Origin of the sequence: Lacrimispora sphenoides JCM 1415, from assembly GCF_900105615.1 — a bacterium.
Taxonomy (GTDB): Bacteria; Bacillota; Clostridia; order Lachnospirales; family Lachnospiraceae; genus Lacrimispora; species Lacrimispora sphenoides.
In genome coordinates, this window is the sequence record NZ_LT630003.1 from 4,455,365 (window position 1) to 4,471,032 (window position 15,668).

The following is a 15,668-nucleotide window of genomic DNA, read 5'->3' on the forward strand; positions in this document are numbered from 1 at the left end:
TGGCGGTCTGGTGAATCGCTGCCAGATAGCCAGATTCCTCTAAGGGGCTACGAAAAAGAATCAGCTTAATGGGAGAATCGCTATGAAGCAAAAAAAGTTTATAAGGAATGCAACTCCATATTTCTTCATTACTCCGTGGATTATTGGGTTTTTAGTATTTACAATCGGACCGCTTATTCTGTCCCTGGGCATGAGCTTTTTTGACTGGCCATTGACGTCTGATCCGGTATTTAAGGGGTTCGGTAATTATACTGAGATGTTCACAAAAGATACTCAGTTCTGGAAGTCCCTGACAATCAGCTTGAAGTATGCAGCAATTTTTGTACCGCTTAATATGGCGATTGCGCTGTTCCTCGCAATGTTAATCACACAGCCGGTAACCGGCGTTAAAATGTACCGTACGATTTTCTATATACCGGCAGTTATTTCCGGTGTTGCGGTATCGATTATCTGGGGCTGGATTTTAAATGGGGACTATGGCGTATTGAATTATTTATTATCCTTACTGGGGATTACAGGCCCCAGGTGGCTGGTAGACCCTGCCTGGGCGCTGTTTGCAGTTGTTTTGGCCAGTGCTTTTGGCGTAGGAACGATGATGCTTATTTTCTACACGGATATTAAGAATATATCAATTGATTTATATGAAGCATCATCTTTAGACGGAGCCAGTCCGGCAAGACAGTTTTTTAGTATTACGCTGCCGATTATTACACCTACCATTTTGTTTAATTTAATCACTTCTGTTATCAGCTCTTTCCAGCAGGTGACGCTGGTAATGCTGCTGACCGGAGGCGGACCGTTAAAATCCACCTATTTCTATGGGCTGTATACCTATAACAATGCGTTTAAGCACCATAAGCTGGGCTATGCAAGCGCCAATGCTTGGGTGATGTTTATTATTATCTTAATTCTGACGGCACTGATCTTTAAGTCTTCTTCTACATGGGTATTCTATGAAACGGAAGCAAAGAATGGAAAGAAAAAAAGGGGAGGTAAAAAATAATGAAAATGTCCATGAAGTCAAAAGTGATTATCTATACCCTTCTGACTGCTGTTGCAGTTTACTTTCTGGCACCTTTTATTTATATGTTTTTTACTGCCTTTAAGACGGAAGCAGAAGCCATTGCCTACCCGCCCCGGCTATTTCCTTCTAAATGGCTGTTTGAAAACTTTAAAAACGCATGGGAATCACAGCCCTTTGGTACATACTTAAAAAATTCAATTATCATAACGGTTATGACGACTGCAGGGCAGATCCTTTCCTGTTCCTTGGTGGCATATGGTTTTGCAAGGTTTGAATTTAAAGGAAAAAACCTGTTATTTATGATTTTGCTTTCTACTATGATGATTCCATGGGATGTTACCATGATTCCTCAATATATGGAATTTAATTTATTTGGCTGGATTAATACTTTAAAACCGCTGGTTGTGCCGGCATGGTTTGGCTCGGCCTACTATATTTTCTTAATGAGGCAGTTCTTAATGGGGGTTCCAAAGGACTTTGAAGAGGCGGCGCGAATTGACGGTGCCAATGCATTTCAGATTTATTGGAAGATTTTCATGCCGATCTTAAAGCCTTCCCTCATTCTAGTAGGCGTCTTAAATATGATTACGGTGTGGAATGATTATCTTGGGCCATTGATCTTTCTTCATGACAGAAGCAAATATACACTTGCTTTAGGTCTTGCAACCTTTAAGGGAGTTCACAGCACACGGATTATCCCTATGCTTTGTATTACAATCATTATGATTATCCCGCCAATTATTATATTCATTATTGCGCAAAAGTATATTGTAGAAGGGACAAGTGGTTCTATTAAATAGAAAGAGCAGCCGGGTTAAGTATTTCATGTGCATAGATGCACTGTTTTCTTCCCGGCTATATATTTTTTGACACAAACACATAGAGGAGAAACAAAGATGATAAGGCGAACAAAAAAGAGATGGGAAGACCAGGCGCAGGGACATATTGGAAGAAGGGAAGCCCGTACAGAATTTTATAAAGATTCTGCTTCCAGAATTAATTTAAACGGAGAGTGGAAATTCCTCTATTTGGAAGCGCCGGAACTGTCCCCGGAAGGATTTATGAACAAAGGAACAGAAACAGATTGGGATATGATTGATGTGCCTTCTGTTTGGCAGTTAAGAGGATATGACCGGATGCACTATACGGATGTGTTATATTTGTTTCCGATCAATCCGCCTTTTGTACCTTCAGAAAATCCCACAGGAATTTATAAAAAAACAGTCCACATCAACAGGGAGTGGATTCAGAATGATACCATATTAAAATTCCACGGTGTGGACAGTGCATTTGATGTATGGATCAATGGAATACATGCAGGATACAGCAAGGTTAGCCGCCTTCCAAGTGAATTCGATATTACAGCCTATATCCAGGAAGGGGAAAATGACATTACAGTACGGGTCTACAAATGGTCGGATGGAACGTATTTGGAAGACCAGGATATGTGGTGGCTTTCCGGGATTTATCGTGATGTGGAATTAATCAATGAACCGAAAGATGGTGTTTTTGATTGTACCGCGGATGGAGATTTGGACAGCTCTTATAAAAATGGGATCTTAAGAGCAGATATTACCACAAAGCAGGAAATTTGTGATGGTACATGGAAATTAGAGAGAGATGGAAAGGCAGTTACCGGCGGCACCTTTCAGACAAAAGAGGGAAAGACACACATAAAAGAGACCATTCCCGGTGCAGAGCTTTGGACGGCAGAAACCCCTAATTTATATGAACTGACAGTATCTGCAGGTAAGCATGAAGTTGTGGTACGTGTTGGATTTCGAAAGATTGAAATAAAAGATAATAACTTTACGGTAAATAATCAGGTGATTCTGTTAAATGGTGTGAATCATCATGACTTCCATCCCAAAGAAGGGCGCTGTGTCACGCAGGAACAGATGAAAGCAGATATCCTGCTTATGAAACAGTATAATATCAATGCACTGCGCTGTTCCCACTATCCTGCCAATGGATATCTGTATGATTTATGCGATGAATATGGGCTCTATGTGATTGATGAAGCAGATTTAGAATGCCATGGATTTGAATGGGTAGAGCGGTATGACTGGATTACAAATGACCCATCCTGGAAGGAAGCCTATGTGGACAGAAGCGTGCGCATGGTAAAGCGGGATAGGAATCATCCATGCATTATCATGTGGTCCATGGGAAATGAATCCAGCTTTGGCTGTAATTTCAGAAGTGCCGCCAAGGCAGTAAAAGAACTGGATGCTTCCAGGCTGCTCCACTATGAGGGAGATTATGAAGCAGAAGTGACCGACGTGTATTCTACCATGTACACAAGGCTGAAAAGGCTGAAAGAGATCGGAGAATCAGATTTTAAAGGAAATAAACCCCACGTGATGTGTGAATATGGTCACGCAATGGGAAATGGACCGGGCGGATTAAAGGCATATCAGGAAATGTACCGTAAATATAAACGGCTTCAAGGCGGCTTTTTGTGGGAATGGTATGACCATGGAATACTTACCGAAGAAGAAAATGAGACTTACTACCGCTATGGGGGGAATTACGGGGATTTTCCCACTAACGGGAATTTCTGCATCGATGGGCTGCTAATGCCGGATAGAACCCCATCCCCTGCCATGCTGGAATACAAACAGGTCATTGCTCCGGTGGAAGTGACAAGAATAGGTGCAGGACGGGAGATTCTTGTAAGAAACTATTATGACTTCCTGACTTTGGGCCATGTTTCTTTACGTTGGGAGATCCAGACAGAAGAACATATCATTCAGGAAGGATGCATTTCCCATATGACGGCCCTTCCTCATGAAGCTGAGAAAGTAACCATACCTTTTCTTCCATTCATAGCAGAAGCAAATACCGATTACTATCTGAATATTACGGTCTGCCAGAAACAGGATACGAACTTTGCAAAAGCCGGCCATGAAATTTCAAAAGTACAGTTTCCGTTGGATATACGTTGCGATGTACTGGAGGAACGTCCCAAAGGTGAACCATTGGAAGTATCTGAAACAGCGGATATCCTCAAGGTTGGGAATGGGTCAGTCATGGTAACATTCCATAAAATATTTGGGAAACTGCTGTCTGTTGCGGCAGAAGATCAGGAATATTTAAGCGAAGGTCCGGTGGTGAGCGTATACCGTGCCACCATTGATAATGACATGTATAAAAAAGAGGATTGGCTGAATAAATACTTTATTCAGAAATCCAGTGAGCAGACAGAATATTTTACCTATGAAACAGGGGCGGATAAAGTGGTTGTTTCGATTGGAAAATATTTTGGATGCGTAAATCAGTCCTGGGGCTTTGAATGTGACTATGAATATACCATCTATTCCTGCGGTCAGGTTAAGGTGAATTTACAGGGTAAGGCCATTCAGAGAGGAAAACTGGAACCTTCTTTCCTGCCCAGAATCGGTGTGGTCATGAAGGGGAATCAGTCCCTGCAAAAGGCCGTGTGGTATGGCCTTGGACCCGGTGAAAACTATTCAGACAGCAAAGCCGCCAGCACAAGGAGGATTTATTCCAGCTCTGTGGATGAAATGGGAACCAGCTATGTATTCCCCCAGGAAAATGGTCATAGGGAAGAAGTAAAATGGTTTGGAATAGGAGATGGGAATAAGAGCCTGTTATGTAAAATGGAAGCGCCTTTGGGACTGAATCTGGCAAATTATACAGATGAAAGCCTGGAAGAGGCAAAACACCCATTCCAGATACAACGGGCAGACCATGTTGAAATCCATTTGGATTATTTACAGTCCGGACTTGGAAGCAATAGCTGCGGTGAGGAGCAAATGGAAGAATTTAAAGGTAAGCTTCAAGATTTTTCTATGGCATTTGTGCTACAGGTAGTTGATGACGGGGAAATAAAGAAGGAAGCAAAGAAGCGTTATTTGGACTAGGAAGGGTAAAGGAGCAGTCGAAGAATGATAAAAGAGAGATTTTCAGGGAAATTAAAAGAGTTGCTAAGCTCCGATGACTGGATGATTCTGCAGCAGGAATATGAACCGGAAGAAAATTTGAAATTTGAAAGTTTATTCAGTTTATCCAATGGGTATCTGGGAATCAGGGGAAGTTATGAAGAAGGCGGGAAAATAACCCTCCCATATTTATATATTAATGGCGTATTTGATAAATCAGAAACCTTTATGAGGGAACTTGCTGCACTTCCCAATTGGCTTGGGATAAAGCTTTATATTGAAAAAGAGCTGATTGGAATAGAAAACTGCCAGATTCTAAAGTTTTCCAGAGCCCTTGATATGAAACAGGCCCTTCTTGCAAAAAGTTATATATTGCGGGATAAAAAGGGAAGAGAAACCCTGGTGGAAGGAATCCGGTTTGTGAGCCGTGCCAATGTACATCGCATGGGAATCAAACTGTATGTCACACCGTTAAATTACAGCGGAATCATAGAAGTGGAAAATATCATTGACGGTACGATAATTAACTTCCATGATGCCCCCCGCTTTAAAGTAAAACATACATATATGACAGCAAATGATGCGCTGGATAAAGATGGTATTTATATGGAAGTGGCGACCAGGGATGATCACCTTCATGTAGGATCCGGATGCCGGATCGAAGCCTATAAAAATGGCAAGGGAATTCTGAAAAACCGGATGTTCCACGCCTTTGGGGAACAAGGGGTGGAGTTTGGTGATTTTGATGCCATGGAAGGGGAAACAGTAGAAATCATAAAATATGTATCCATGTATACAGAACGTGATGCAGCCAGATATGCACTTCATGGGTCGGTAAAAGATGAAATAGATGGATTTTTAGAAATAGGTTTTGAAGAAGAGCTGGCAGCCCATAGGGCGGTTTATGAGGAGATGTGGAAAGCCGCGGATATCCGTATTGAAGGTGACTTTGAGCTGGACCGGGCAGTCCGTTTCAATATTTTCCATTTAATGAGCACGGGCAATGAGAGAGATGCCAGAGTCAATGTGGGCGCAAAGCTCCTTTCCGGCGAAGAATACGGCGGCCATGCCTTTTGGGATACGGAAATTTTCATGCTTCCCTTTTTTGCATACGTTTTCCCTAAAACGGCAAGAAATCTGGAATCTTACCGGTATCATTTGCTGGATGCAGCAAGGGAAAATGCCAGGAAAAACGGCTATAAAGGAGCACAATATCCATGGGAATCTGCGGATGACGGCACAGAGCAGTGCCCTGACTGGACCATTGAGCCGGATGGTTCCTGTTACCGCTGTTATGTAGCCGTTTATGAGCATCACGTGACGGCGGCAGTTGCTTATGGCATTTATAATTATGTGAAAATAACCAGAGACATCGATTTTTTACTGAACCAGGGAGTGGAGATTTTAACAGAAACAGCAAGGTTTTGGGCCAGCCGGTGTGAATATGTCGCAGAAAAGGACTGCTATGAGATTAACCAGGTAACCGGCCCTGATGAATGGCATGAACCGGTAAATAACAATCTCTATACCAATTATCTGGCGAAATGGAATCTGCGCTATGTGATTGCCTTAATTGACACCCTTAAGAAAGAGCATGCCAAAGATTATGATACGATAATCCGGAAAACAGGGTTAACGGACGGAGAAATCAAAAATTGGGAGATCGTCCAGGAAAAGATGTACCTTCCGAGAAAAGAAGGCACGAGCCTTTTAGAGCAGTTTGAAGGTTACTTTAAGCTGGATGATGTGGTGATTGAAAAATACGATGAAAATGACTGGCCGATTCGTCCGGAAGCCTTTAAGACCAAGAAGGCAAGACAGACACAGATTATTAAGCAGGCGGATGTGGTCATGCTTCTTCACTTAATGGGAGAAGAATTTTCGGAAGATGAGATAGGTCAAAATTACGAGTATTATGAAAAACGTACCCTTCATGGATCTTCTTTAAGCCCAAGCATTTACTCTGTTATGGGATTAAAGGTAGGAGACGATTCCAAGGCGTACCGGTATCTGAAAAGAGCCGCTTTCCTGGATTTGCTGAACTTACAGAAAAACACGAGGGAAGGGATTCACGCTGCAAATACCGGAGGCGTATGGCAGACCGTGGTATTTGGATTTGCCGGGGTTTCCATTGGGGAAGACGGTATGCTGACTGTTCGCCCTCACATGCCAAAGGAATGGGAGGGGCTGGACTTTAGCCTCCACTATCGGAATTCCTGGTTAAAGATCACCATCAGCAGGGATAACAGCGTCTTAGTGAAGGTACTGGACGGGGAAGCCCTTAATGTAAAGGTAAATGGGCAGATCATAAAGGCATCCAGGGAATAGAGAGGGCATGTACATGAAAAAAAGGCTTGCAATCGGGGGGCTTATCTTAGTAACCATCATATGGGGCGGCGGCTTTGTTGCCAGCGATATGGCTCTGGAGAGTATGAGACCATTTCAGATTATGGCGGTCCGTTTTCTATTAGGCACTATTTTAATGGGGCTGATCAGCATACGTTCCTTAAAAGGAATCACAAAATCAGAAGTAAAGGCAGGGGGGCTCATGGGTCTCGCCCTCTTTGCCGGATTTGCATTTCAGATTGTGGGGCTTCAATACACCACACCCTCTAAAAATGCATTTTTAACAGCGTTAAATGTGGTGATCGTTCCGTTTATTTCATTTCTGATCTTAAGAAAGAAAATAGGAGCAAGAGGGATCGCCGGGGCAGTGATGTCCATAGCAGGTGTGGCCCTTCTGTCATTAGACCGAAATTTTTCCTTAGGCCTTGGGGACGGGCTGACTCTTATCTGCGCTGTTGGGTTTGCATTTCAAATATTTCTTACAAGTGAATATGTAAAGAAATACCGTGCGACTGTATTGAACTTTATTCAGATGATAACCGCATTCTTTTTATCCTTCATCAGCTTAATTGCTTTTGGAGAGACACAGTTTCATGTGACCGGGAAAGGAATATTAAGTGTTCTTTATTTAGGAGTGATCAGCACAACGGTATGCTACCTGCTTCAGACAGCAAGCCAGAAATATGTAGATGAAACAAAAGCGGCTATTATTCTGTCCCTGGAATCCGTATTTGGAACATTGTTTTCTATTCTGATTCTTGGGGAAATTGTCACCCCCCGCATGTTGGCGGGCAGCTTGATCATCTTAGGAGCAGTTGTAATATCAAACCTTTCAGAAGCCGGGCAGGTAGAATAGGAGGTTCCTTATGAAATATAAGGCAGTTATTTTTGATTTGGATGGGGTGATCTGTCATACGGACAGATACCATTATCAGGCATGGAAACAGGTCGCAGAAGAACTTGGCGTTTATTTTGATGAAGAAATCAATAACCGGTTGCGGGGAATCAGCCGCATGGAAAGTCTTGAGATCATTTTGGAGAATTATCACGGGAACTTAAACCAGGAAGAAAAGACGTTTCTGGCAGAAAAGAAAAATGAAATCTATAAGGAGTTATTGAAGCATATGAGCCCGAAGGATCTTTCCGGGGAAGTAAAGGCAACACTTAATGCCCTCCGCTTAAAAGGGCTGAAGCTTGGCATTGGATCTTCCAGTAAGAATGCAGGATTCATCTTAGAGCGTATTGGCCTTTTTGGGTATTTTGATGCTATTTCTGACGGAAATAATATTATTAATTCCAAACCTGACCCGGAAGTGTTTCTAAAAGCAGCCAGGTTCCTTTCAGAGGACCCGAAAGGCTGCCTTGTGGTAGAAGATGCCAAAGCCGGATTAGAGGCTGCCAAAGCCGGAAATATGGACTGCGGGGCAATTGGAGATGGGATATCCTGCAATATTGCAACCTATCAATTAAATACATTCTCTGATCTGCTTAAAATCGTAGAACCTTGATGGATCACAACGCCGGACTGTAACAAATTTGATATTGTGACAGACATATGATGATAGTTGCGGCACAAAATCAGATATGATAAAATGAGGACAATATAAGAAGCGAGGAAGGAAAAAATAGTGGCAACAATTAAAGAAATAGCTGAAATGGCAGGCGTTTCTGCTGCGACCGTATCTCGTGTCCTTAATTTTGATGACACGTTAAATGTACAGGACGAGACGAAACAAAGAGTGTTTGAGGCCGCAGAACGATTAGAATATCAGATGCGGGACAAGAAGAAGTATAAAAAGAAATTAAAGCTTGGCATGATATCATCCTATTCCCTGGAAGAGGAATTAGAAGATACCTTTTATCTATCTGTACGTATTGCAATAGAGAGGAAATTAGAAGAGGAAGGGTTTAAAAAGTTTCCGGTCAATTTAGGGGATTCTGTGGAAAGCACATCGAATCTGGACGGATTGATCTGCCTTGGGACCTTTAGTGAATCCATGGTAAACAAGGTGAAATCCTTTCATAAGCCGGCTGTTTTTGTGGATGCATTGGGTGACTTGGATTTGTTTGATTCCGTGGTAACAGATTTAAGACACTCTGTAAAGAAGGTGCTCAGTTATTTTTTACAGGAAGGCCACAAAAAGATCGCATTTATTGGAGGCCGTGATGTGGATGTGGATGGGAAAGAAGTGGTGGATTTAAGGGTTCCTATTTATCGTTCTTTCATGGAAGAGAGAGGGATTCTAAATGAGGAATATATTAAGATAGGCGGCTATACTCCCAAGCATGGATATAGGCTCGGAAAGGAACTTTTGGCTATGGAAGAAAGGCCAAGCGCTATCTTTACAGCAAACGATTCTTTAGCCGTTGGTTGTTATAAAGCCATACAGGAGGCAGGGCTTTGTATTCCGGAGGATATCAGCATAATTGGATTTAATGATATCTCCATTGCTAAATATTTGATTCCTCCTCTTACGACCGTTCATATTTATATGGATTTTATGGGTTCTCAGGCAGTAAGTATACTGGCGGAACGGATATATTCCGGGCGTGAGATCAGTATGCATATTTCCTTACCTACAAAATTGATGGTTCGGGGAAGTGTCAGTAAATGGAAAGGTTAGAATTAAGGGCTGCCGGCTCTATCAAGATGCTGTTTCTTCGCGTTTGTGCGGGAGGAACAGCATTTTTTGTGGATTTTATAAATCTGCTTGACAAGTATCTGATTTCAGATTAACCTTTAAGTGTCCGATATCGGATACTTTATGATAGAGGAGATTCTGGAATGAATGAACCGATCAAAAAGCAACAAGGAATTTTAAACCAACAGGAAAAGGAACTTGCAGCCATCTATCACAGCGCTGCTATAAGATACGGAATTTCTGACAGTGAACTTTGGGTATGGTATGCCCTTCTTGTTTGGGGAGGTGAGTATTCCCAGCAAGACATCTGTGATATATGGTCTTTGCCGAAACAGACTGTCAACTCCGTAATCGCAAATTTAACAAAAAAAGGCTATGTATTCCTGGAAACAGTTCCTGGAACGCGCAACCGGAAAATCATCCGTCTTACCGAAGCAGGAAAAGCGTTTGGTGAAAACAGGGTACTGCATATATATGAAGCAGAAACGAGAGTCATCGAAAAGATGCCGGAGCAGGAGCTTAAGACATTCATCGCATTGATGGGGAAGTATATTACCCTTTTGCGTGAAGAAATAAATAAAGAGTAATGAAAACAAGCAGAAAGGAGAATTATGAATCGAGAACCTCAAAATAGGATCCTGACAATCCCAAATATGCTTTCCGCTTTACGCATATGCATGATACCGCTTCTTGTCTGGCTATACTACGTAAAACAGGATTATTTAAGGACAGGAGGCCTTCTGATCCTGTCTGGCCTGACAGATGTTGTAGATGGTTTTATTGCAAGACGTTTTCAAATGATCAGCAATTTGGGTAAGGTATTGGACCCGATTGCTGATAAGCTGACCCAGGGGGCGATGCTCTTTTGCCTTGTCACCCGCTTCCCCTTAATGATGGCACCGCTTGTTCTTCTGATTCTGAAAGAGATATTTGCAGGAATCACAGGCTTTTTGGTGATCCGGAACACGGGGCAGGTTTTTGGGGCAAATTGGCATGGTAAAGCAGCAACGATTCTGCTTTATGCCATGATGATCCTTCATGTGATATGGAATGACATTCCCAGGATATTATCGGATATGCTTATTGTAATTTGCATCCTTATGATGTTTGTTTCTCTTGTTCTTTACGGAATCCGCAATATAGCGGCATTGAAGAATACAAACAAAACTTAGCAAAGAAAGGAGAAGAATCATGCATAATGACACAATCAATCTGCTTGTGACCTTTGATAAAAACTATATAAAACCGTTTCAAACCATGTTAGTGTCTCTGCTTGCTAATAATCCTCGGGAAACCGTACATGTATGGCTGCTGCATAGCGCGATCCCCCAGGAGGAGCTTCAAGCCCTGGAAGAATACTGCAGCTTGCGCTGTGTACCCTTAACTCCACTGCAGGTAGACCGTGCAATCTTCCAGAATGCCCCCATTTCAAAAAGGTACCCTCAGGAGATGTATTACCGCTTGCTGGCTCCCCATCTTCTTCCTGAGTCCTTGGAAAAGGTTCTTTATCTTGATCCGGATATCCTTGTGATTAATCCCCTTCGCCCATTGTGGGATGTGGAACTTAAAGGGTGTGCCTTTGCCGCCGCGTCCCATACCGGAATTACGGAGATAATGAATGATATCAATCGTGTAAGGCTGGGTACCGAGCATGACTATTACAATACCGGTGTTTTGTTGATGGATTTAGAAAAGGCCAGGGAGCTTGTCAAGACAGATGCTATTTTTAAGTGTGTCAGCGAACACGAATCGGACCTTCTGCTCCCGGATCAGGATGTTTTTAATTTCCTGTATGGACAGCAGACCATGCAGGTGGACGATGCCATATGGAACTATGATGCCAGGTATTACTCTAATTACCTCATAAGAAGCGGCGGCATTATTAATCTGGAATGGGTAATGCAGAAGACGGCGGTTCTTCATTTCTGCGGAAAAAGAAAACCCTGGGCAGCATCCTATTCCCATCGCTTTGGGTCTCTGTATAAGCATTATATGCAGGCTGCCGCCAGATAGCAGTTTGAATCAGCAGGTGTTGCGGCATGATACCAGAGAATACAACAGCAAAACGGCATAGTCAAAACTGACTATGCCGTATGGTGTACGAACACTTCTTTCGCTTATTCTTCTATGACCTGAATTTCCAGAAAATCAAAATCAATGTGCTCTATAAAATTATCCTGGGTAAACCGGGCCTTGGAATGTCTTTGAAATTCATGGATGGTAGCATCAAGCCACATAGGTTTTCCAAGATCGAACTGGAGGCAGATATCGTCAAGCGCCTGAAAGACCATAGTAGTTCTGGAAAGGCTGTAGTCGGAGATGCAGATGACGGTGTCTTTCATGATCCTGGTATCTTTCATTAATTTTGCCCACATGCGAAACATAAACGAATTTTCCTTTCTAAAATAAGGGGATGCCATCAGTTGCTTTTATGATGCAACGATTATAGCATTATTGCACAGAAAAAGGCAAGAAGGAAAATGGCGGACATTGTAAAACAATGAAAAATATGATAGAATCTTTGTAGGAAAAACCGAAGGAGGAAGACTTAAGATGGCGCAACCCATAACAGATCAGGTTGGTTTTCTTGGAGAGGCCTGCAGGGCCGTTCAGGAGCTATCTGCAAGCAGGAGTTTATTGGAAAAGTTCCGGCTGGAGGAGAAACGTCTGGAGAAGGAACTGGATGCAGAAAGGAAGGCTGTGACAGATGCCATCAGCCTTACGGTGAAGAAACGGATCGAGGAAATAAACGACACCTATGACAAGGAAATAGCAAGGGAACAGGACCGCTTAAAACGGATGAGAGGGAAGCGGGAGAAGGCAAAAACCCAGGGAGTCAGGGAACGGATCGAAGAGGAGACGGCAGAGCTTAAGGCAAACAACCGGGAGTTAATGCTGCAGATGAAGTCAGTTTTCCAGCAGGACCGGGTTCCTGGCCTTTGTAAAAGCGGCTGGTATTATGCTCTGTATCTTCCCAGGGGATTTTCTGAGTTCCTTGTGCTGCTTTTTAATATTTTCTTGTTCTTTCTTGCAATCCCCTGCGGGATCTATCTGTTGCTTCCGGAGAAATCTCCTTTTTATCTTATGGGGATTTACTTTGCGGCCATTTTGTTTTTTGGGGGCCTTTACATCCTCATCAATAATCTTACCAAGGTGAGGCATCAGAGTGCATTAAGAAAAGGAAGGTCCATCAGAGACCTTATTAAGTCCAACAAACGAAAGATCAAGGTTATCGTCCATTCTATAAAAAAAGACCGTGATGAAGCAGTATACAATCTGGAGAAATATGATGACGAGATCGCCCGGATCGATCAGGACTTATCCAATATTGCCGATAAGAAGCGGGAAGCCTTAAATACCTTTGATAAGGTGACAAAGACCATCCTGTCCGATGAGATCGCCGGCAACAGCAGGGATAAGATTGCAAAGCTTGAGGAAGAATATGAAGCGGCAGCAGCGAATGCCAATGAGGCGGAAATCAGGGTAAAGGAGCAGACCCTGTTTATCAATGATAACTATGCGTCCTATATTGGAAAAGAATTTATGGTTCCGGAAAGGCTTGACGAACTGGCAGATATGATCCGGATGGGCAAGGCTTCCTCCATCAGTGAAGCAAAAACTCTTTATAAGAGTCTTAAAGAATAAAATCAAGGTGCGGGATGAAAGGGTTTGTCTGCCTTTTTCCGGCACCTTTTTTAATATAATTACCTCTATGAAGGCAATTTCCCAATGATATTTCCTGTCCCTGTAAATGAATAATTCCATAAATGGCGGCTTATAATAGAACAGAGAAAATATGGACAGCAAGGCAGGATATTATGAAATTATGGGAAAGAATTGCGATCCGCGGAAACCGGGACGTTTTTTATTATGATACAAAGCAGGTATTCCAGGCAGAGGAGTTTGCTTCCAGGCTTTACGACATGATACGTATGGAGCAGGAAAACGGAAAGGTGGCGGGAGTGCTGTTTTTGTGCATTGGAACCGACCGCTCTACGGGAGACAGTCTTGGACCGCTCATTGGCTACAAGCTGAAGGAAAAGGAGCTGGAATATTTAGAAATTCTGGGGACACTGGAACGTCCGGTCCATGCCATGAATCTGGAGACTTACCAGACCATTTTAAAGCTTCGCTATCCGAATCACGTGGTGGTGGCAGTGGATGCTTCTGTCGGAAGCTTGGAGCATATCGGCTATGTAACACTGGGAAAAGGAGCGTTAAAGCCAGGCCTTGGTGTCAGTAAGGAGCTTCGGGCCGTAGGAGATATTTTTATTACCGGGATCGTAGGGAGCTGCGGTAATTATGACCCTCTGATGCTGCAGAGCATCCGGCTTTCCGTTGTTATGCGCATGGCTGACTGCATCAGCTATAGTATTTATCTTGTCGAAAAGTTATGGGAAAACACTGCCCTGCTTTGACACGATTTTCACCCGTTTCATGCTATGATTCATTGGATTAAAAAGAATAGCGAGGTGAGCCAATGGGTGAATTATATAATCCGTTCCCGAAGCTGCCGAAGAATATAAGGCAGATCGGGGAAAGGGATCAGATTGTAAAATTGTATATGGAAGATTATGTAAATACGTATTTGAAACGTCTGTATCCTGCGGGTGGACAAGAACTCCGGGTTGGTCTTCTGTTAGGCGGCATGGAATTCAATGACGGAACGCCATATATCTTCATTGACGGTGCTTTGGAAATGGAGGATGTGACGGAGGCAGGAGGCCGGGTGGTGTTTTCGGAGCTGTCCTGGAAAAGGGCCTATCGGAATATGGAGCAGCTTTTTCCAAAGCGGTCCATCCAGGGCTGGTTTTTGTGCGGCAGGCCGGGAGATGATTTAAGTCCCATCAATTATTGGAAACAGCATATTCAGTATTTTGGGGGACCCAACAGGCTGATGTATTTAAGCAATGGAGCGGATGGAGACGAAACAGTTTACATAACTTCGGAGGATGGATTTTACAAGCTTAAAGGATACAGCATTTATTATGAGCGAAATCAGATGATGCAGGACTATATGGTACTGCGAAAGGATGTAAAACGTATCGAAACCGATACAAATGATAAGGTAATCGAAGAATTCCGCAAGCGGATGGACGAGCATAAGGTGGAAGTTACGGACCGGCATCAGACGGTAGGGCTTCTCCGGGGCATGTGTATGGCCATGTCAATCGTCATATTAGCTGGCGGAATTGTTATGTTTAACAACTATGAACGGATGCGGAGTATGGAAAGTGTGATCGCATCGGCCATTCCGGCCAAGGCGGAACAGATTTTGATTGGGAAAAAAGGCACGGAAAAAGGAGGTAACGGCGAATCCAAGGTAATTGTGGAAGAGGCAGAGGGAGGCGTTTATCCTACCACTGCAGTAAGTAAGGAGACCATGTCTGAAACTATGCCGGAACAATCCCAGGCGGAGACCATGGCGGAGAGCAAAGCAGCAGAAACGATGCCCCAGGAGACTCCGGCGGCGACACAGGCGCCGACTCAGGCAGCGACTCAGCCAGCAGTCCAGGAAACAGAGGCAGCTGCAGAGAACACTCCGCGGGTTCATGTGGTACAGGAGGGAGAAACTCTTTACGGTATCTGTATAGCCGAATACCATACGGTAAATAAATTAAAAGAAATCTGTGAGCTTAACGGTCTGGATGATGAAAATAAAATTGTAGCCGGCCAGAAATTACTTCTTCCATAGAAAAATATAATGCGTTTCTTCCTGAAATGATGTATACTACCAGTATATATGGGCAT

General features: G+C 43.2%; 15 protein-coding genes. 14 read left to right on the forward strand and 1 reads right to left on the reverse strand.

The window, feature by feature from the left end; all coding sequences use genetic code 11:
- Nucleotides 1–82 precede the first annotated feature (82 nt).
- From BMX69_RS20135 to BMX69_RS20180, 11 genes are all read left to right on the forward strand, one after another.
- Entirely contained in the window at nt 83–1,003 is a 921-nt protein-coding gene (locus tag BMX69_RS20135; RefSeq protein WP_025230729.1) for a carbohydrate ABC transporter permease, read from the forward strand.
- The gene (locus tag BMX69_RS20140; protein ID WP_100043339.1) at nt 1,003–1,824 is read left to right on the forward strand and encodes a carbohydrate ABC transporter permease; all 822 of its coding nucleotides are present in this window, start codon (nt 1,003–1,005) and stop codon (nt 1,822–1,824) included. The genes BMX69_RS20135 and BMX69_RS20140 overlap by 1 nt, the downstream gene beginning before the upstream one ends.
- Nucleotides 1,825–1,920: 96 nt before the next feature.
- On the forward strand, nt 1,921–4,911 hold the full coding sequence (locus BMX69_RS20145) for a glycoside hydrolase family 2 TIM barrel-domain containing protein (protein ID WP_100043340.1): 2,991 nt from the start codon (nt 1,921–1,923) through the stop codon (nt 4,909–4,911).
- A gap of 24 nt (nt 4,912–4,935) precedes the next feature.
- On the forward strand, nt 4,936–7,257 hold the full coding sequence (locus tag BMX69_RS20150) for a glycoside hydrolase family 65 protein (RefSeq protein ID WP_100043341.1): 2,322 nt from the start codon (nt 4,936–4,938) through the stop codon (nt 7,255–7,257).
- A 13-nt stretch (nt 7,258–7,270) separates the two neighbouring features.
- Nucleotides 7,271–8,131 carry a DMT family transporter gene (locus tag BMX69_RS20155; protein WP_100043342.1) on the forward strand — a complete coding sequence of 287 codons (861 nt, stop codon included), beginning with the start codon at nt 7,271–7,273 and terminating at the stop codon, nt 8,129–8,131.
- Between the two features lie 10 nt (nt 8,132–8,141).
- Nucleotides 8,142–8,783, forward strand: a complete 642-nt coding sequence (pgmB, locus tag BMX69_RS20160; RefSeq protein WP_100043343.1) for a beta-phosphoglucomutase — start codon at nt 8,142–8,144, stop codon at nt 8,781–8,783.
- A 120-nt stretch (nt 8,784–8,903) separates the two neighbouring features.
- A complete protein-coding gene (locus BMX69_RS20165; protein WP_100043344.1) occupies nt 8,904–9,899 on the forward strand; it encodes a LacI family DNA-binding transcriptional regulator in 996 nt (331 codons plus the stop codon).
- Complete coding sequence (locus tag BMX69_RS24960) at nt 9,887–10,012, forward strand: hypothetical protein (RefSeq protein ID WP_278280699.1); 126 nt, start codon at nt 9,887–9,889, stop codon at nt 10,010–10,012. The genes BMX69_RS20165 and BMX69_RS24960 overlap by 13 nt, the downstream gene beginning before the upstream one ends.
- A gap of 48 nt (nt 10,013–10,060) precedes the next feature.
- Nucleotides 10,061–10,504 (forward strand): MarR family winged helix-turn-helix transcriptional regulator, encoded by a 444-nt coding sequence (locus tag BMX69_RS20170; protein WP_100043345.1) that lies wholly within the window; start codon nt 10,061–10,063, stop codon nt 10,502–10,504.
- Nucleotides 10,505–10,528: 24 nt separating this feature from the next.
- Nucleotides 10,529–11,089 (forward strand): CDP-alcohol phosphatidyltransferase family protein, encoded by a 561-nt coding sequence (locus BMX69_RS20175; RefSeq protein ID WP_054791273.1) that lies wholly within the window; start codon nt 10,529–10,531, stop codon nt 11,087–11,089.
- Nucleotides 11,090–11,108: 19 nt separating this feature from the next.
- The gene (locus BMX69_RS20180; protein WP_054791274.1) at nt 11,109–11,930 is read left to right on the forward strand and encodes a glycosyltransferase family 8 protein; all 822 of its coding nucleotides are present in this window, start codon (nt 11,109–11,111) and stop codon (nt 11,928–11,930) included.
- A gap of 104 nt (nt 11,931–12,034) precedes the next feature.
- On the opposite strand, the gene BMX69_RS20185 is transcribed toward BMX69_RS20180, so the two are convergent.
- Nucleotides 12,035–12,301: a hypothetical protein gene (locus tag BMX69_RS20185; protein ID WP_054791275.1), complete on the reverse strand. Its 267-nt coding sequence runs from the start codon at nt 12,299–12,301 to the stop codon at nt 12,035–12,037.
- A gap of 169 nt (nt 12,302–12,470) precedes the next feature.
- On the opposite strand from BMX69_RS20185, the gene BMX69_RS20190 reads away from it, so the two are divergent.
- The 3 genes from BMX69_RS20190 to BMX69_RS20200 all read left to right on the forward strand — a co-directional run bounded on the left by BMX69_RS20190 (nt 12,471) and on the right by BMX69_RS20200 (nt 15,612).
- Complete coding sequence (locus tag BMX69_RS20190) at nt 12,471–13,562, forward strand: hypothetical protein (RefSeq protein ID WP_100043346.1); 1,092 nt, start codon at nt 12,471–12,473, stop codon at nt 13,560–13,562.
- Nucleotides 13,563–13,735: 173 nt separating this feature from the next.
- Nucleotides 13,736–14,335, forward strand: a complete 600-nt coding sequence (gene yyaC / locus BMX69_RS20195; RefSeq protein WP_100043347.1) for a spore protease YyaC — start codon at nt 13,736–13,738, stop codon at nt 14,333–14,335.
- A gap of 62 nt (nt 14,336–14,397) precedes the next feature.
- Nucleotides 14,398–15,612: a LysM peptidoglycan-binding domain-containing protein gene (locus BMX69_RS20200; protein WP_100043348.1), complete on the forward strand. Its 1,215-nt coding sequence runs from the start codon at nt 14,398–14,400 to the stop codon at nt 15,610–15,612.
- Nucleotides 15,613–15,668 lie beyond the last annotated feature (56 nt).